General features: G+C 34.6%; 22 protein-coding genes and 1 pseudogene. 8 read left to right on the forward strand and 15 right to left on the reverse strand.

The features are described from left to right. Positions 1 to 420 precede the first annotated feature (420 nt). Complete coding sequence (locus ACIQXJ_RS09340; protein ID WP_403052526.1) at positions 421 to 1,323, forward strand: cation diffusion facilitator family transporter; 903 nt, start codon at positions 421 to 423, stop codon at positions 1,321 to 1,323. 77 nt (positions 1,324 to 1,400) lie between these two features. Here ACIQXJ_RS09340 and ACIQXJ_RS09345 read toward each other — a convergent pair. Continuing rightward, positions 1,401 to 1,798, reverse strand: a pseudogene (locus tag ACIQXJ_RS09345) (DUF1569 domain-containing protein). A gap of 97 nt (positions 1,799 to 1,895) precedes the next feature. Continuing rightward, a complete protein-coding gene (locus tag ACIQXJ_RS09350; protein WP_403052529.1) occupies positions 1,896 to 2,600 on the reverse strand; it encodes a CPBP family intramembrane glutamic endopeptidase in 705 nt (234 codons plus the stop codon). A gap of 88 nt (positions 2,601 to 2,688) precedes the next feature. Between ACIQXJ_RS09350 and ACIQXJ_RS09355 the strand changes: the two genes are divergently transcribed. Continuing rightward, positions 2,689 to 3,414, forward strand: a complete 726-nt coding sequence (locus ACIQXJ_RS09355; RefSeq protein ID WP_403052532.1) for a MerR family transcriptional regulator — start codon at positions 2,689 to 2,691, stop codon at positions 3,412 to 3,414. A 117-nt stretch (positions 3,415 to 3,531) separates the two neighbouring features. On the opposite strand, the gene ACIQXJ_RS09360 is transcribed toward ACIQXJ_RS09355, so the two are convergent. The 4 genes from ACIQXJ_RS09360 to ACIQXJ_RS09375 form a co-directional block, all read right to left on the reverse strand. Further along, positions 3,532 to 3,849: a thioredoxin family protein gene (locus ACIQXJ_RS09360; protein WP_403052535.1), complete on the reverse strand. Its 318-nt coding sequence runs from the start codon at positions 3,847 to 3,849 to the stop codon at positions 3,532 to 3,534. A 114-nt stretch (positions 3,850 to 3,963) separates the two neighbouring features. Beyond that, entirely contained in the window at positions 3,964 to 4,587 is a 624-nt protein-coding gene (locus ACIQXJ_RS09365; protein WP_403052538.1) for an FMN-binding negative transcriptional regulator, read from the reverse strand. A gap of 19 nt (positions 4,588 to 4,606) precedes the next feature. Beyond that, a complete protein-coding gene (gene paiA, locus ACIQXJ_RS09370) occupies positions 4,607 to 5,125 on the reverse strand; it encodes a spermidine/spermine N(1)-acetyltransferase (protein ID WP_403052541.1) in 519 nt (172 codons plus the stop codon). Between the two features lie 25 nt (positions 5,126 to 5,150). Next, a complete protein-coding gene (locus tag ACIQXJ_RS09375; RefSeq protein WP_403052544.1) occupies positions 5,151 to 5,603 on the reverse strand; it encodes a MarR family winged helix-turn-helix transcriptional regulator in 453 nt (150 codons plus the stop codon). Between the two features lie 112 nt (positions 5,604 to 5,715). On the opposite strand from ACIQXJ_RS09375, the gene ACIQXJ_RS09380 reads away from it, so the two are divergent. The 3 genes from ACIQXJ_RS09380 (at position 5,716) to ACIQXJ_RS09390 (ending at position 8,980) form a co-directional block, all read left to right on the forward strand. Then, a complete protein-coding gene (locus tag ACIQXJ_RS09380) occupies positions 5,716 to 6,336 on the forward strand; it encodes a YczE/YyaS/YitT family protein (RefSeq protein ID WP_403052547.1) in 621 nt (206 codons plus the stop codon). Positions 6,337 to 6,484: 148 nt separating this feature from the next. Beyond that, on the forward strand, positions 6,485 to 7,627 hold the full coding sequence (locus tag ACIQXJ_RS09385) for a winged helix-turn-helix domain-containing protein (RefSeq protein WP_403052550.1): 1,143 nt from the start codon (positions 6,485 to 6,487) through the stop codon (positions 7,625 to 7,627). An 87-nt stretch (positions 7,628 to 7,714) separates the two neighbouring features. Beyond that, complete coding sequence (locus ACIQXJ_RS09390; RefSeq protein ID WP_403052553.1) at positions 7,715 to 8,980, forward strand: MFS transporter; 1,266 nt, start codon at positions 7,715 to 7,717, stop codon at positions 8,978 to 8,980. Between the two features lie 129 nt (positions 8,981 to 9,109). On the opposite strand, the gene ACIQXJ_RS09395 is transcribed toward ACIQXJ_RS09390, so the two are convergent. From ACIQXJ_RS09395 to ACIQXJ_RS09410, 4 genes are all read right to left on the reverse strand, one after another. Then, on the reverse strand, positions 9,110 to 9,304 hold the full coding sequence (locus ACIQXJ_RS09395; protein ID WP_403052556.1) for a hypothetical protein: 195 nt from the start codon (positions 9,302 to 9,304) through the stop codon (positions 9,110 to 9,112). A gap of 15 nt (positions 9,305 to 9,319) precedes the next feature. Next, positions 9,320 to 9,910: a DUF2247 family protein gene (locus ACIQXJ_RS09400; RefSeq protein ID WP_403052559.1), complete on the reverse strand. Its 591-nt coding sequence runs from the start codon at positions 9,908 to 9,910 to the stop codon at positions 9,320 to 9,322. A gap of 14 nt (positions 9,911 to 9,924) precedes the next feature. Beyond that, positions 9,925 to 10,140: a hypothetical protein gene (locus ACIQXJ_RS09405; RefSeq protein WP_403052562.1), complete on the reverse strand. Its 216-nt coding sequence runs from the start codon at positions 10,138 to 10,140 to the stop codon at positions 9,925 to 9,927. 112 nt (positions 10,141 to 10,252) lie between these two features. Next, the gene (locus tag ACIQXJ_RS09410) at positions 10,253 to 10,543 is read right to left on the reverse strand and encodes a hypothetical protein (RefSeq protein WP_403052565.1); all 291 of its coding nucleotides are present in this window, start codon (positions 10,541 to 10,543) and stop codon (positions 10,253 to 10,255) included. Between the two features lie 388 nt (positions 10,544 to 10,931). Between ACIQXJ_RS09410 and ACIQXJ_RS09415 the strand changes: the two genes are divergently transcribed. Continuing rightward, complete coding sequence (locus ACIQXJ_RS09415) at positions 10,932 to 11,360, forward strand: DUF2621 domain-containing protein (protein WP_172771918.1); 429 nt, start codon at positions 10,932 to 10,934, stop codon at positions 11,358 to 11,360. Positions 11,361 to 11,636: 276 nt separating this feature from the next. Here ACIQXJ_RS09415 and ACIQXJ_RS09420 read toward each other — a convergent pair whose 3' ends face one another. The 5 genes from ACIQXJ_RS09420 to ACIQXJ_RS09440 form a co-directional block, all read right to left on the reverse strand. Then, positions 11,637 to 11,828, reverse strand: a complete 192-nt coding sequence (locus ACIQXJ_RS09420; RefSeq protein WP_340824768.1) for a hypothetical protein — start codon at positions 11,826 to 11,828, stop codon at positions 11,637 to 11,639. Positions 11,829 to 11,968: 140 nt separating this feature from the next. After that, positions 11,969 to 12,466 carry a CcdC family protein gene (locus tag ACIQXJ_RS09425; RefSeq protein ID WP_403052568.1) on the reverse strand — a complete coding sequence of 166 codons (498 nt, stop codon included), beginning with the start codon at positions 12,464 to 12,466 and terminating at the stop codon, positions 11,969 to 11,971. A gap of 24 nt (positions 12,467 to 12,490) precedes the next feature. Next, the gene (locus ACIQXJ_RS09430) at positions 12,491 to 12,877 is read right to left on the reverse strand and encodes a response regulator (protein WP_401007733.1); all 387 of its coding nucleotides are present in this window, start codon (positions 12,875 to 12,877) and stop codon (positions 12,491 to 12,493) included. 33 nt (positions 12,878 to 12,910) lie between these two features. Further along, positions 12,911 to 13,621, reverse strand: coding sequence for a cytochrome c biogenesis CcdA family protein (locus ACIQXJ_RS09435; protein ID WP_340824771.1), 711 nt, complete (start codon positions 13,619 to 13,621; stop codon positions 12,911 to 12,913). Positions 13,622 to 13,943: 322 nt separating this feature from the next. Further along, complete coding sequence (locus ACIQXJ_RS09440) at positions 13,944 to 15,623, reverse strand: L-lactate permease (RefSeq protein ID WP_403052571.1); 1,680 nt, start codon at positions 15,621 to 15,623, stop codon at positions 13,944 to 13,946. Positions 15,624 to 16,075: 452 nt separating this feature from the next. Here ACIQXJ_RS09440 and ACIQXJ_RS09445 point away from each other — a divergent pair, with 452 nt between their 5' ends. Together ACIQXJ_RS09445 and ACIQXJ_RS09450 are read left to right on the forward strand one after the other, a co-directional pair. Further along, positions 16,076 to 16,795, forward strand: coding sequence for a FadR/GntR family transcriptional regulator (locus ACIQXJ_RS09445; RefSeq protein WP_403052574.1), 720 nt, complete (start codon positions 16,076 to 16,078; stop codon positions 16,793 to 16,795). 179 nt (positions 16,796 to 16,974) lie between these two features. Next, the gene (locus ACIQXJ_RS09450; RefSeq protein WP_403052577.1) at positions 16,975 to 17,691 is read left to right on the forward strand and encodes a (Fe-S)-binding protein; all 717 of its coding nucleotides are present in this window, start codon (positions 16,975 to 16,977) and stop codon (positions 17,689 to 17,691) included. Positions 17,692 to 17,707: the final 16 nt, after the last annotated feature.

Below are 17,707 nucleotides of genomic sequence, written 5' to 3' on the forward strand. Positions count from 1 at the left end.
CATTTGTTTTACTTAAGAAAATAAGGAATGACCTTTTATTTCCTTTTATAATAAGGTCCTAAAAGAGTCTTTCTAGTTCAATGGTTTACTTTATAGAAACTTTCACATTATCCGTATCCCCCATTGAATATTTACTCTGAAGTAACCACAACTATAATTTGCCGAGGAGTCTCACCCGAAAAAGCAATCTGTATTCATTTTGTTTTAAAGACAGGATTATTGAAAAAGAAATGAGACAAACCATTATTGAACCATCGAATAGAATGTGTTACACTCAGTGGACGCCTATATAGGAGTGAGAAATATGATTCAAATTTCAAGTTCACGAAAACTATATTTTTTTAAACAAAACCTTTGACTTAAAACTAGTCAAAGGTTTTTGTTGCTTTTAGGAAAGAATTTTATTGGAGGTATACTTTTATGAATCAAAGCACAAATTCCAATGCTTCCATTGTTGCTGGATGGATTAGTTTAATAAGTAACATCGTATTAACAATTTTAAAAATTGTAGTTGGTACTCTCTTCCATAGTCCAGTTCTTCTAGCAGATGGTTATCATAATGCCGGAGATGTTATTGCAAGTGGTGCCGCTTTAACATCGATGCGTATTTCTAAACGCCCTGCCGACGAAGATCATCCTTACGGACATGGTAAGGCTGAAGTAATCAGTTCCGCTATTGTGGGGATCATTTTAATAATAGCAGCATTGTATATTGCTTATGAATCGATCAAAGCATTCTTTCACGAACCAGAAAAAGCAAGTCTAATTGCATTTATTACTGCAATCATTTCACTCGTTTGGAAGCTCATTTTATACGTATATACCATTAAAATTGGCAAAAGAACAAATAGTAAAGGCTTAATTGCCACTGCATATGATCATCTTGCTGATGTGTATGCTTCAATAGCTGCTGTATTGGGAATTGGGCTTGCGCTCGTTGGGGAATTTACTAATATTCATATCCTTACATATGGGGATCCAATTGCTGGTATCATAGTGACAATATTAGTTTTCAAACTTGCCTATGGGATGTTATTAGAAGCTATAGACACACTTATGGAGAAAAGTGTAAGTCGTGATACACTGGATCATTTCGAAACATTAATTCTAACAATTCCAGAAGTAAAACGTATAGATCGCCTACGAGCTAGAGAGCACGGCCATTATGTATTAGTGGATCTTCGTGTAAGTGTACCTGGAGGTTTAACAATTCAAGAAGGGCATGACATTATCCGTAAAATAAAGAAAACGATAATGGAAAGGCATCCTAATGTAGAAGAAGTTCTTATTCACCTCAATCCTTGGTACGAGGATGATAAATAGGCGAAATAGCAAAAACCTCCTAACTCATTTTTTAGTTAGGAGGCTTTTTATTGGACTGAAAAATCTTTACATTGTGCTTACACTTCAAACTGTTTTAAATGATGGTCAAGGTGCTTGTATATTCCTTTTCCCATTGCTCTAGCGTGAGTTTTCCAAAAAAGGGGTGAGGATGCGTTGTACACTTCTCTGGTCCATTCTGTTGGAAGGTCGTAATTTTTGTGTAAGCTTTTCTTTTTCTCTAGCACATTCCAGCATCTGCAATCAAAATAGTTAGAATTGTAGACATATTGTGAGGTAATGTCTTTTCATTGTAAATCATTGGTTTTGCAAATCCCCCTACGATTACTCCTAACCAACTCCTTGTCGGAAATGCATTTCCCATTGCAATGTCTTAGAAGGCTGAGCAATGTGCAAGCATTTGAGCAACATCCATTTTTCCCCATTTGGGTTGTGAATTAGGACTTAATTTATCTATCCGCTATAAAATTTCTGCTGTATGCGTAGGATTAAAAATATTTTTCATTATTGCAGATTCACTACCTTTTTCAATTTGTCCTATAGTTGAATAATTTTCATCCCATACTTGTCAGCAAAACCATAATCCCATTCGTAATTCCGTGAATACATATTGGTGCCCAAATCGAATTAGTGCGTTCATATGCTAAAGCAAAAATGACACCACTAAAGAAATTTACGGGCATTACATTATATGTCGGTATATGAACTATTGTAAAGATGAGCGAGCTAATTAAAATGGCACCAGTAAATCCTACGCGTGTACGAAACCAACGATATAAAAAACCGCGATAAAAAATTTCTTCGTATATTGGTGAGATAACAGCCGCAGAGATAAAAGCAATGAAAACCGTGAAAAAAGTTACGCTTTGCTGCATTGCATTTGTTTTGCTGTTCTCTACGGAGATTCCTATGAAACTAGTAAGCACGACAATTATCACGGCACCAACTAACAACATAATAGAATATATAATAATGAGTTTCCAATCCTTTGCAGCGAATGATGTTAACCCTACTTCACGCCAAGAAAGTTTTTTAGGACGTAGGGCTATAAAATAAACACCGAAAAGAAGCGTAATCGCAATTGTTAACCCCGTTAACGTTCCAGCATATAATTCATTATTAAAAAAGTGAAAATAAATCGGTTTAACAACAAATTTAATACAACCTATGACAAACACAAATTCAAGTAATATTAAAAAGATGAATTCTTTCCATCTCCAACAGTCTTGTTCTTTCCAGTTCATTTGCTTTATTTCCATCCATTATCCCTCTTCCTCTTTATGGTATAATCCAAGTGTAATAGATGACGTTACGTCACCTGCAACCTTTTTTTCAGGAGGAAATGAAATGAAACAATGGACTACTGGCGAGGTATCGAAACAGCGGAATATTTCTATTCGTACACTTCGTTATTATGATCAGGTGAATCTCCTTACACCTAGTTTTAAAGATGATAATGGCCGACGGTACTATTCAGAAAAGGATTTATTTAGATTAGAGAAAATTATCATTCTAAAATCACTTTCACTTCCACTCGATACTATACGTGATTTATTAGATAAACTCTCCTATAAACAAATTTTAATTTCGCATCATAATTACTTACAAGAACAACTGTCCCAACTACAAACAAGCATTTCTAATACGACTTCATTAATTAATATGATTGATTTGGAAGAGTCTTTATCGTGGGAGCATGTTATTGAACTTGTTGAGAATTCACAAAACATCCCCAAAAAGTGGATCGATTATTTCCAAGATGATGAACAATCATTTTTACAAGAAATAATCCCCAACCTCGGTAACAATGATAAAACAACACAGCAATATATTGCATTACTACGACGAATTGAATGGTGTACAGAGCACAATATTAAAGCCGAATCAGACGAGGGTTTTCAAATTGGTTCCAAATTAATAGAGCTATCAAATGACACTTTTCAAGGAGATACAGAATTGATCGAGAAGTTTTGGGAGGTTAGAAAACTACCCGTTGAGGAAACTGGGCTATATCCGATTTCCGAAGAGGTATTAGACTTTGTGGAACGTTGTATTACATATGCAACAACTTGAAATAGGATAAAAATACGAATAAAGCTATAGGAGGAAGTTTCGCCCCTATAGCTTTTGCAAATAAATATAAATAATATACTTACAGGAAGTTCAAATGTCGAGCATACCCCTCTTACATTATAATGCTAATCCATCAATAAAACTTTCAATCTCTTCCTGTGTTTTACGGTCCTTGCTAACAAATCGCCCAACTTCATTGCCTTTATCGAAAGCTACAAAGCTTGGAATACCAAATACATCTAATTCAACACATAGATCGATGAAGTCATCACGGTCAATCTTTACAAAACTATATTGACTATAGTTTTCTTCAATTGTAGGCATTATAGGATCGATGAATCGACAATCTCCACACCAATCTGCTGAAAAAACAAATATTGTACGTTCTCCTTTTTTCAGTTCTTCAAATTGCTCAATCGATTGTAAATTTTCCACTTAAAAATCTCCTTTATAACTGCTATTTTTTCTAATAATAACATATTTCCATTAACGGGTATTTTTAAAACAATTAATGCTGGTAATTTATCAACACTACTTCTAAATATACGTCTATATTTGCTTTTTGCATCTCTTTTCCATTAATAAAGCCATTTGTTTCGAATTTGGAGTTTCTTCATTTTTTAATTGATGCATGATGTTTTCATAATCAACTTCATTACGGTTCTGACTTAATTTATAGGCAGCCTGAACTTCGCCAATCTTTATTTTAAATCCAACAATACCTTTCATTTCCTTTTCTAAAAGCTCAGGTGAAAGGTTATCCCACAATATAGGTTTCTCTCTATCTTTCTCATATTTTTCTAACAGCATTGTTAAATCTTCGATTAATGCTTCTTCGTCTAAAATATTAGCCTTTCCATAGATGTGAACAGCTTGATAATTCCACGTTGGCACATTTTCATGTGAATACCAGGAAGAAGAAATATACGCATTCGGGCCCTGAAACATAACGAGCACATCTTCACTAGATGCAAATGTTCTCCACTGAGGGTTTCCATATGCCATATGCCCTGTAAGATAATAATCGCCGTCCTTTTTATTGAACATTAAAGGCAAGTGAGTCGCAATTGGTTTTCCTTGTTTTGTTGTTACTAGTGTAGCAAAAGCGTTCATTTGAATAAATTCTTCAATTTCATTAACATCCGTGACTTTATAGTATTTAGGAATATACATATATGTCCTCCTTAATCATTTAAATGAGTTTTTTAGTCATGATAATATCAATTTGTTCTTCATCACCCATATAAAATGAGTGTGCTCCTGTTTGAGCAAAGCCTATATTTTTATAAAAGCTTATTGCATTTTCGTTCTTTTCCCAAACACCTAGCCAGATGTTGCTTTTGCGTTGTTCTTTAGCAATTTCTATCGCTTTATCTATTAGGTATTTTCCGAGCCCTTTTCTTTGAAAGTTGTTTCTTATATAAATTCTCTCAATTTCTAGGTACTCATCCCCCATTTTTTCTGATTGGGCATCATGTACATTGACTTTTAAATAACCCGCAACTTCTTCATCGCACCAAATGAAATAAAATTGTGAAAAACGATTGGCTAGTTCCTTCTCTAGTTGTTTAGAGGTAAATGCTCTATCCAAATAAGCTTTCATATTTTCAGGTGAATTTTGATTGCTAAATGTATCATTGAACGTTTCAATACTTATTTCTTGGAGTACTTGTAAGTCTTCCTTGTTGCACTTCGTTATTTTTACAGTCATTTTAATACAGCCCCTTTATTTAATTTCAATAATCTCTTTTATTTCCCTTTTTCACAAAATCCCAGTCTATTTCTATATTTTTTCGAACTCTTTGGAGAAGATGAAAAATCGTTTCTGCTTCACTTTCAGAAAATCCTGCTAACGCGACACTATTGGAATAATCATTTTCCCTTTTGATAATCGGAAAAATCATTTTTCCTTTTTCTGTTGGAAAGAGTTTTTTTATTTTTTTGTTATGGTCATCCTCTTTCTTTTCAATAAAGCCATTCATCTCAAGTTTTTTTATAGCCCGAGCTGCTGTTGTTCGATCTACTTTAATCATTTCTGCTAGCTTTTCTTGTATGATACCTGGATTTTCACAAATTCGTACAAGATATAAATACTGCCCTTTTGTCAGGTCATATTCTTTAAATTCTATATTACTTATAGAATCTAACGCTCTTGAAATCATGCCAATTTCACGAAGAATTTCCTCCATAAATAAACTCCTCCGTTTTTTATTGCAAATGCAATAAAAAGAATATATATTGAATCTAACCTAACTTTGTTGCAAATGCAACAAAAAACCAATGGTAGAGAGGTCGAAAAAAGTGAAATATAGCTTATATGTATTAGGAATTTTACTATTAACCCTTGGTATTTCTTTCACTATTCAATCAAATCTTGGAACTTCTCCTTTTGATGCACTTTTGGTAGGACTATCTATTAATGTAGGACTAACAGTGGGGAGCTGGGAAGTAATTTTAGCTTTAATATTGATCGGTTGTAATGCAATATTAGCAAAACAAAGGCCTGAGTTTTTAGGATTAATAACTGCATTTATCACAGGTATCGGGATTGATATATGGTTATTTTTATTACACAATTTGGTAACACCAGAACTGTGGTATAGCAAAACCATTTGCTTTGGAATTGGTTTGATTATTATTGGCTTAGGAACTGCCACCTATTTACAAACAAATTTTGCACCAATTCCAGTCGATCGATTAACTTTAGTCGTACAACAATTAACAGGAAAAAATATATTATTTGCGAGAACATCCATTTATCTGCTGTTTTTACTCTTAGCAATGCTTTTTAATGGACCGATTGGTGTTGGCACTCTATTAACCGTTAGCTTAGGTGGGCTCATACTTAATTTCTTTATGCCAATTACTAAAAGATTAATAGACGGCATTTTAACTCCAGCTACTACTTTGAGAAAAGGTTAATAATCAAATTTTCGCTTTAACATGCTCGCCATTTTGAATGTAATTATGACAAGCATCGTATGTTCATTCTATTGGAATAGTAATTAGGCTTTAAATAATCTATCTGTTAAAATGAGCTATAAAAATATCCCATTGTTGAGGTGAAGGAATGGAAAAGATTCAGTTTTCCAAAACCGATTATAACGTAACATATCGTTCCGAAAAAATTGTATTTTTACCGAGGGAATATCATCTATTTAAATATTTATATCAAAATCCTTCACGCATTTTTTCAAGGGAGGAACTGTTGAATGCTGTTTGGCCAATGGAAAATCCAGTCGATAGAACTGTAGATGACCATATTTATAGGGTTAGGAAGAAAATTCATCCCCTTTCATCCGTCGTTGAAATTGAAACAATTAGAGGTCAAGGATACCTTTTGTCAATGAAAGAGGTACAGAAAAGTCCATTATTAAAGGACGACGAAGTATCTACTCAAGTTAAAAGTCTTTTTCGCAAGTATCATCGCTACGGGCAGGGAGATGCCCTAAAACTATTAGCAGAAAATCAGAATGTGTTTGGCTTCCAAATCGATTTGCCTAACCTTCTGTATCTCCATTTCATGAAAGGCGATTTCAGTTGGTTTCTTGATGCGCAAGAAATCAATTTTTGGGAAAAATGCTTTTATCTATTGCATATCTATTCATTAATTGAACCAGATAAGAAGAAATGTTTTGATTACTTTACTTGCGCTTTATCTGCCGAGGAAATACCTGAATATCATCGTTTAGAAATAAAATTGTTAAACCGTCTATCATTATTGATATTTACTAAACAACTAGATAAAGCTGCTACCCTTCTTCATCGATCTAAAAATGAGATTTATGAGAAAAACTTGGAAGGTTTCATCCCCTTAATTTTGCTTTCCGAACTTTGGCTTACCTTACTTCACAAGGACATTCTAAAGATAGAGGAAAGGATGGAAGAAACAGAAAATAAGCTTGCAAGTTTTCCTTATCTAAGAGAAAATGCGAATTTATCAATTATTAAAGGATGCTACTGGCTTCTTAAAAACAATGAATCGAAAGCGAAAGATTATTTTGATGAAGGGTTTCAGCTACTTTTGGAAGCTAAATTCATACCCGGGGTGTTAATGAACATCAATATGATTTTATTTTGCGTAGACGATTTTGGCGTGAGTGGTACACTACAAACTGATTATAAAGAATTAAAAGAACAGTATATATCCAAGTTCAAATTAAATGAAATACATAGTAAAATCGAACATCAGTTACAATACAACTTAAAATAATAGTGAAAAATTTCATTTTCTCTGATATTCCTCTGATAATTGCTCGTTATGCTCGTTAGTAGAGACACGAGCGTGGAGGGATTATTTATGAATAAGGAAATATCAATATGGCGTAATAGCAATTTTATCAAATTTTTTTCTGCTAATACTTTAGCCAATTTAGGAAACTGGTTTGATTTTGTTGGGGTCCTTATTTTATTTAGGTATACATGGAAGGCTGACCCGATGCTGATTGCACTTATTCCTATTATGTATGCCATTCCTAGTATACTTTTAGGACAATTTGCGGGCGTATTTGCAGACCGAAGAAATAAACGAAAAATCCTTATCTATTCTGACTGGTTTCGTGCAGCGTTAACCTTGTTGCTTGTCTTTACGCCTACACCTTGGTTAGCTTTGCCCATCCTATTTTTACGAAACACTGCTGGGGTATTAAGCCTTCCTGCACAGCAAGGATTAATGAGGAGTATTGTGGACGAAAAAAATATCATGCAAGCCGTCACTATTAATGGCAGTTTGTTTCAGTTAGTAAAGGTCATTGGCCCACTTATAGGGGGTTCAGTAGCAGGAATATTTTCTCCCAATGCATCCATAGCACTTAATGCGATAGCTTTCACTATTTCTGGCATACTGCTTACACAAATTAAGGTACAAGAAATCGAATCATATGTAAAAATAGAAGATTCACAATCTGGATTTCTACATTCTTGGCAAGAAGGTTGGCATATTGTATTAAAAAGCAAAATCCTTTTAGCGAGCATAATTTTCGGGATATTCAGTACCTTAACAATACAAATGATTGACGCACAAATTGTTACTTTGTTTAGTGAGGTGTTCCCCAACAAGCCAGCGTTTACTGGCTGGGCAATTTCTGCTATCGGAATTGGTTCCCTTCTTGTAGTCATCCTTCTAACCAAATTTAAAAAAATTTCTAAATTTGGTTGGTTTTTCGGTGTTGGAAGTCTTCTAATTGGTGTAATGACTGGAGGGTTTGGATTCCTATTGCAATACAATTTCATAGCACTTGCTATTATTCTTTCGATTGTTGGTGGAATCGGCAACGGGTTAACGTTTACAGCCATAAATTATCTCATTCAAACGGAACCACCTAAGGAAGCTATAGGTAGAGTTACCGGTATAATCGATTCCTTAATGAGTATCCTTTTTATTGCAGGCCCTCTTCTTGGCGGACTACTCATCACACAATTAGGGATATTAACCACATTTAAAACAATTGGACTTGGACTAACCATTATTGGCATGACAGGTATATTCATGCAACGTCTTATCTGGAAGCAGCCCAAACTGGCAAACGTACAAATGAATGTTAATGAAGGAAATGAATCTTGTTGAAGGTGGGAAGGAATAATAACCACCTTTTTCGCTCACCCAATAACGATTAAAATATCAAAATCCCTCCTTTCAAATTGAAAGAAGGGATTTTTTTGTATATGAAAAGTTTTAAAATAATGCAGAGTAATCCTACTTGCTTGATGCTAACTCTTCAAAAATATTCGTTTCTGTATGGACAAGGAAAATAATTTCACCTTCACTAATCTGCTTCAATACATCCTTAACGGACTTCATTTTTAGATAATCTTCAATAAATTCTTGAATTCTAATAATGTTTACAGAGGTAAATCTCTCTAACCAATACATATGATAATGAAACCTCAATATTTTTCACTCCACTTATATTGCTTTAAAACGTTCTCCTTGTATGTTTAAATAATTTTCCCATTCTTGATAGAAATCAGTTAAATCAAGCTTATCCTTATTTAATATAAAATCCGATGTATCATTAATGAACTTTTTTACAAAAAGATTCTCAATAATAGATATTCGGTCAAAATCATCCCAAATCACAGATACTTTTTCATAAGCACCTTCTATTTCATACGGTACTTCTGCAAATAAAAAATTATATTGTTCCTGATTGTTAAGTAACCAACTTAGTATCAAAAATAACCACTTTTCTTTAATATCAGTAATATCTTGGACTATTTCTTGTTCAGCTAATTCAACTAAATATACTTCTACTAAGGATTCTTCATGTTTGTATAAACTTCCTAATTCAAATAATGTAGTTGAATTCTCCTTTTTTTGTTGTTCAATTAGTTTAACAGCTTTATCAATTGCTGCATCAGGTAAGATGAATCCACACTTAACCCCAAAATATAATTCTCTCCATGATAAATCTGTTTTATTGGTAATAAAATCATAGGGTACTACAATTAATAATGAATTTTTTACAACATCATTTTTTTGATTTCCTATTACCACGCTTTAACCCCTTCCTACTCCAATTTTATTTTATTATTCTGCTGCCTATTTTTAAATCGATGATATTGCCATACTTGTAATAAACAAAAACCGATGAATGTACCCAATGGTCCAGAATAAGTTACTGGTCCTCTAATTAATATAAAACTCAAAATAAAACTAGCTGCATATAAAATAGAAAAAATAATAATTGACCATTTGTATTTTGTAAAATAAGCTTTAAAATTCATTGTTCTCTCCTGTCCGTACCGTACTCTCGGAAATCTACCTTTCGTTAAATTAATTATTTAATTATTTATCTTTGCTACCCTTCTAAGAAAAATCAACAAATTTACTGAATAGTTATTTTATAATCAATTCAAAAAAGATTAAACCAAAGAACATACCCACTATCCATAACGCAATGTAAAGTAATTTCACTTTCATACTTTGTATATTAAAGACCCTGCCGGAATAACGATAAATCCAATAAATAATAGGTAATACAAAAAGAAAACAAACAATATATTCTATTGAAAAACTATATTGAAAATCTATATTCCTTTCAGAAATAAAAAATGTTAGGCCTCCTAAAACAAAACCAATTGTATAACTACTTAATAATAAATGAGTTATTGTTCTATTTTTTTCCATTCCTTACTCCACCCATATTTATTTTCATCTCCTGCAATAGAATTCCAGACTATAATCTCTACTTCTTCCTCTATGTATAAATAGATTTCATCAACACTTTCCATTAGGTTAATCGTAATTAAAAACTATATCACACTTTTAATAAAAATATGATAATAAGAAATGAAAATAAATCAAAATGATTATCATATACAAAGATAATTTACAAATCACTGCCACATTCTCATTTATTTTTCGCATATTATTTCTAAAATAAATTTAAATAAAACAAAAACTACAACGAATTCATTAAATACATCAAACTAATTGTAAAAACAGGCACAATAAGGATGAATTTTTTTGTTGAAGCTTTTATAATAGAGTGAGTGAAGACAAAGAGGTGAACGATTTGTTAGATGGTTGGTTTTTATGGTTTATTTTATTTTGGGTAGTCGTCCTTATCTCGCTAATGGCAATTGGCGGATTTTTCATGTTCCGCAAATTTTTAAAGGCATTACCAAAACAGGATGGGAAATCGGATTTAGATTGGCAGGAATTTTATTTAGATAAAACGATTCATTTATGGGGGCAACCTGAGAAGGAACTTCTTTATGAGCTCGTGAGCCCAGTACCTGAGTTATTTAGACAAGTTGCTAAAGAAAAAATTGCGGGTAAAATTGGGGAACTTGCTTTAGAAGAGAAAGCTAAAGCTATTGACAATGACTTAATCATTCGTGGCTATATTCAAGCTACACCTAAACGTGATCATAAGTTTTTACGCAAAAAATTAGATCAACTGCAAATTGATGTTTCCCCGTATGAGCATCTATTTGAATAAAAGAGAGAAAGTGTTAGATTGACTTCAATCAATCTAACACTTTTTTGCTATGGCGTTAATGTCCGCTATGGCGGATGCTTTCCACGGGCACACCGTAAGCCGCAACGCGCACTAACGCGTGGTTTGTTGCGATTTACGCTACGTGCTGTTCCCGCAGGAGTCACCGCCTTCGCTACCATCAACTAGTCTTCTCTGCTAATTTCCCGCTTAAAATACTTTAAAGCAATGTCCCTGCTTCTTAATAAAGCGAACCTGAGTCGATTTATAAATATTGTATTATTTAAATAAATGATCTAACGCTTGATAATCTTGTTGGTAGCGTCCACCGTCTGCTACTTCTGCATGATACAGCGCCTTTAATGCGTAATTTTTTTGCAAATCCATGTCAGCCATCAGCTCTTTTAGTCGATCATGTAATTCACGGTTTTCTTTTACTAGCTGCTGCATCTGTGGTTTAAAATATTTCATGTAATAAACTCCTCATTTTTTAACATGCTTCCTAGTATACCACGATACTGTTGGCTTGTAGCAAAAGCACAATTTATTTCTTCGAGTCGCTTTAACATAAAAAAACTACAACAGCACAAGTGCTAATGTAGTTTTTTTCATTACATACTTTTGAGCGGAATTGTTTTTTTGATTTTTTTAAATTGAATAAGCATAGCAATTCGCCATGGGACTAGCATAGCAAATGCTAATATCCAAAACATGCCTGCTAACTCGCCGACATCTATTGAGCTACTTAATATCATTTTCGCCACAACACGGAATATTAACAGTCCAACTAAAATAAATACAAACGCTTTTGAACGTTTTAAATAAATATCCTGACCTTTTACTTCAAATTTAGAAGTAGCAATTAAAATTGTCGAGAACACTACGCCTACAGCAGCTGCTTCTAAAATTTGCATAGGTGGCACTCGAAATTGTGCAAATAAAAACATTAACGCACCTGAAGACATTGCAATCGGTGGAATAATAATTTTCTTCTCATTTGTAGGTTTTTTGGAAGCCCGCACACGTACTACCATAACGAAGCTACCCATTATAATGGCCATTATAGTCGAACCTATAACATAATAGTGAGAAGGGATATTGCTTAACATAAAAAATCCTCCTCTGATGTTAAATTAGCAATTTTGACCAACTAATTGGTCTGCTATAGCCCTTAATCTTTCCGGTTCGAAAGGCTTCGTTATAAAATCTTTCGCACCACTTTCAAGCGCTTCTACAATTAATTTTTGTTGACCTAAAGCAGTAATCATGACAATCTTTGCATTAGGAAATTCTGGGACGATTCTTTTTACAGCCGCAATACCTGTCATTACGGGCATGGTTACATCCATCGTTACAAGATCAGGTTGTAACTCTCGATACAGCTCTACAGCTTCCTTACCATTCACTGCATTGCCGACTACCTCGTAACCCCATTCATTAAACATATTACTGATTGTAACACGCATAAATAGCGTATCATCCACTACTAAAACTGTAGGCACGTATTCATCTCCCTCCACGTTAAAGTACGGTATGCCCTTAAGTTTAGCAGATTAGAAGCCAATAAATCCACCGAAAATAGGCTGTAATAGTCGTGTGATGTACGTTAAACCGTCGAAGAATAACAATATCCCTACAGCGATCATAATATAGCCGCCGACTTTTACGATTTTTTGACTATGGTTGCGAATCCAATTCATACGTGAAATAAAGAATGATAGCACAAAGAATGGTATCGCAAATCCTAAATAGTAAGCAAACATATAGCTAAACCCTGAAGAAGGATTTGCTCCAGCTAGTGTAATAATGGACATTAAGATAGGTCCTGTACAAGGTGTCCACCCCGCTGCAAATGCAATACCGATTAAAATCGAACCTAAATAGCCGGATGGCCGATTTTTAAATTGGAATTTCCGATCTTTCATTAAAAAATCAATTTGAAGTAATCCTACAATCATTAACCCAAAGATAACAATTAAAATAGCGCCGATTTGACGTAACAATGTTTGATAATTGAGGAAAAACTCTCTTGCTAAAGATGCGCCAAGGCCAATCATTATAAAAATAATTGAAAAGCCTAGTAAAAAGAATAGCGTATGCAAAATAGCACGCTTTTGCATCATGCCCCGTTCAGATTTTAGCTCGTCTAATGTCATTCCCGTTATGTATGATAAAAATGCAGGATACAGTGGGAGCGTACACGGTGAAATGAAGCTTAAAAAGCCTGCGCCAAACGCTAAAAATACGTTAATATCAGTTTCCATATTTTTTCATTCTCTCCTTACAGTTACTGCCTCCATCGTACCAAAAAACAATGGAAATTGCGCCCTTTTAGCTTGTGAACGTTTCATGACGAAAAGCGACAAAAAATGCGAAATATCGATATGTTTATAAATATACTTCTGAATTATGCTCTCGGAGCGTTTTTCTGTCAATGAAATTCACTATTATATCAGAAGTAAAACAGTGTATTTGTTACGAGTGAACGCTTTGCAGTAGTGCTCTCCGCTCCACACGACAAGCCAATCAAAAAAAGACATTGAGAAATCCATTCTCAATGCCTTTCATTAAAACTATTCAATCCCCTTAAGGAATCATCCACACGAGGACATTACTTTGTAAGAATGTTAGTATACAAATAAATAACAGTAGCATAACACTATACTTTAACGCAAAACGTAGTAACTCCGATTCTCTACCGACAAGTCCAACCGCTGCAGCTGCTACTGCGATAGATTGTGGCGAAATCATTTTCCCTGTCACGCCCCCTGAGGCATTAGCAGCTAACGCTAGCACTGGATCCATACCAACAGATTCAGCAGTAACTTGCTGTAACTTGGCAAATAGTACATTTGAAGATGTATCAGATCCCGTAATAAATACACCTAGCCAGCCTAGTACAGGTGCGAAAAATGGAAACATTACGCCTGATTTAGCTAACACCAATGCAAGTGTTGTCATCATACCAGCAGTATTTGTGACATAAGCATATGCTACAACACTACAAATTGTCATAAGTGGAAACTTAATTTCATTTAACGTTTCAAAAAAAGTTTTACCCCATTCGTGCCAAGAAACGTTAAAAATAAATTTAGAAACGAGTGCAGCTAATAATATCGCTGTGCCAGCTGCACCTAACAATTCTAGTTTATAAAATGCTGCTATTGGTTCCTCTGTAGTGCCATTTAATACTTGATTATGTAAAAGCGGTACTTCTACTGTAAATGTCAAGGCTTGTCCTATTACATTGATGCCTTTTAAAATGACATTTGTACCGTCATAATTTCCAGTTAATGCACTTTTAACTAACGGTATTCCCCAACAAGAAATAAAAGCTGTCAAAATGATAAATGGTGACCAAGACTTTAATATTGTGCCTCCACTATATGACTCTTTTGTTGCCGTTGCATCAGCGATCACTTCACGTTCTGAAGCAAAGCGATAAATCGTTTTAGGTTGCCAAAATTTCATAAAAATAGCTAGTGCAAAGAGCGATACTAGTGCAGATAAAACATCGGGTAATTCAGGGCCCAAAAAATTCGAGCTCAAAAATTGCGTCACCGCAAATGAAATACCTGACACTAAAATGGCTGGCATTACTTCCCAAGCTTTTTTAAAGCCAGTCATTATTAACACTAAAAAGAATGGAATAAATACTGCTAAAAAGGGTAATTGACGTCCTACCATTTTTGAAATTTCAAATGCTGCGATGCCTGTTGGTCCTTCCATTGCAGTAATCGGAACACCAATGGCACCGAATGCAACTGGTGCAGTATTGGCAATTAAACAAAGTCCTGCAGCATACAACGGGTTAAAGCCAAGCCCTACTAATAACGCAGCAGAAATAGCAACCGGTGCCCCAAAACCGGCAGCTCCTTCTAAAAACGCCCCGAATGAAAACGCTACCAATAATGCTTGTATGCGTCGGTCTTCCGTAATAGACAAGACTGAATGACGTATAATATGAAAATTCCCTGTTTTTACGGTGATATTGTATAAGAAAACGGAAGTGATAATGATCCAGCCTATTGGTAAGAGTCCATAAACAGCCCCCTGTGTAGCGGACATTATCGCTGTTCCGATTGGCACTTTAAAAGCAATAGTAGCCAAAATTAAAGAAACAAGTAAAGTCGTTAACCCCGCCATATAGCCTTTCATTTTTTTAATTGCTAACGCCCAGAAAAAATAAAGAATAGGTATAACTGCGACAATTGCAGACCAAGTCAAACTTCCCCCAACAGCTGTAAAATTTTGTGTAAATGTCAAGTTACATACCCCCAAATAAAAATTTCTCGCAAATTAATGACTGTAAGCAACAACAAACCACATTTTGATTCGTTGTATGAGTTGCAGGCCAATTAGCTACATGCTCATACCTACGCATTGTCAAAACCTTTGTAGAAACTACAAATGAAGTTATCCCTTTAGCAAACACCTACAAATTATTACAAAACTATTCGTTTAACTTTCCTAAGCCCTCCTAACATCAATAGATTAAGTCATCTGATAACTATATGATAAAATTATAGTAACTATATTTTAAAAATTCAATATTTTTTCATAATTCTTTTAAGCTTATTGAATTAGACATTACCGTAAAGCTTTCATGAATGGTCAATCTAAACTATTCACTTTAAACAGTGAGTAAAAATCTATTCATCATGTATAATAAAATTATAATGCAGAGCAATCGATCGAGATGAATGAGGTGTAGCTCCTTGGAATTAAAGAAAATTAAACAAAAAAAAATATATGAGGAAGTATCAGAAATGCTCTATGAAAAAATTCGAGCTGGTGAACTGAAGCCCGGAGATCGTCTTGATTCAGTAGAGCAACTTGCTGAGCAATTACAAGTTAGTAGATCTGCCATAAGAGAGGCATTATCCGCCCTAAAAGCAATGGGCTTAATCGAAATCAAACAGGGTTCTGGGACTTTTGTAAAAAGCACTCCTTCCCAAAAGCTTGATTTCCCATTTTCAACACTAACTTTAACAAATAAAAAAGATATCTCTCATTTATTAAAAGTACGGAAAATTATCGAAGTGGGTGCTGCCGCAAGCGCTGCCATCCATCGTACAGAAGAAGATTTACAAACAATGCTTCGTATTTTAGATGACATGAAACTTGCACAAGGTGATGGTGAGCTAGGCGAAAAAGCAGACTTTCAGTTTCACGCAGCAATTTCAGAAGCCTCCCAAAATCCCCTACTGGCAACAATTTTAGTCCAAGTATCTGGATTAATGATCGATACGATGAAAGAAACACGCCGTATTTGGCTGTATTCGAAAAAGACAACAAGTGAAAAATTATATGATGAGCATATGCAGATCTTTCTAGCTATTAAGCAACAAAACGAAGAGCTAGCAAAGCATGCGATGTCCTCTCATTTAAGCAACGTCGAGGAAGTTTTAATGCAATACTTCGAAACGAGTCATTAAGTAAATGTAGCTGCCTTTGTAACATGGGTAGCTACTATTTTTTTGAAAATTTGCAATTAACACTTTCAACAATCTAGATGGTTGTAGTATTATTAAAACAATCTATTTACATACCAAGTCATCTGATGACCAGTTGATTAATCGTTTGAATAGGAATTATCACATAAGGAGTGATGAGTATGAAAGTAACACTGTTTGCGACTTGTTTAGTCGATATGTTTCAAGGTGATGTAGGAAAAGCTGTCGTTGAAGTATTAGAGAGACTCGGCTGTGACATCGACTTTCCAGAAAATCAAATTTGCTGTGGACAGCCTGCCTACAATAGCGGCTACGTCCAAGAATCCAAAAATGCTATGAAAAAAATGATTACAGCTTTTGAACATGCAGAGTATGTTGTCTCCCCTTCTGGCTCTTGTGCCTATATGTTTAAAGAATATCCTGAAGTATTTAAAGGAGATCCTATATGGGAACATAAAGCGCAGGCATTAGCAGCAAAAACATACGAATTCACTGATTTTATTGTGAATGTTTTACAAGTTGAAGATGTAGGTGCCCATTTAGAGGGTAAGGCAACTTTTCACACTTCTTGCCATATGACCAGACTGCTTGGTGTGAAAGAAGCGCCTATCAAATTATTAGGGCATGTTAAAGGTTTACAATACGTGGAGCTCCCTGGCAAAGAACGCTGTTGCGGTTTTGGTGGCACATTTTCAGTAAAAATGGGGAATATTTCTGGAGAAATGGTTAGTGAAAAAGTACAAAACGTGGAACAAACAGAAGCAGATATTTTAATTGGTGCGGACGCTGGCTGTTTAATCAATATCGGCGGTCGAATTGAGCGACAAGGGAAACCAATTAAAGTCATGCATATTGCGGAAGTGCTAAACTGCCGATAAAGAGGAGGATAATCGA

It is taken from the genome of Lysinibacillus sp. NPDC097868, from assembly GCF_044761135.1.
Taxonomy (GTDB): domain Bacteria; phylum Bacillota; class Bacilli; order Bacillales_A; family Planococcaceae; genus Lysinibacillus.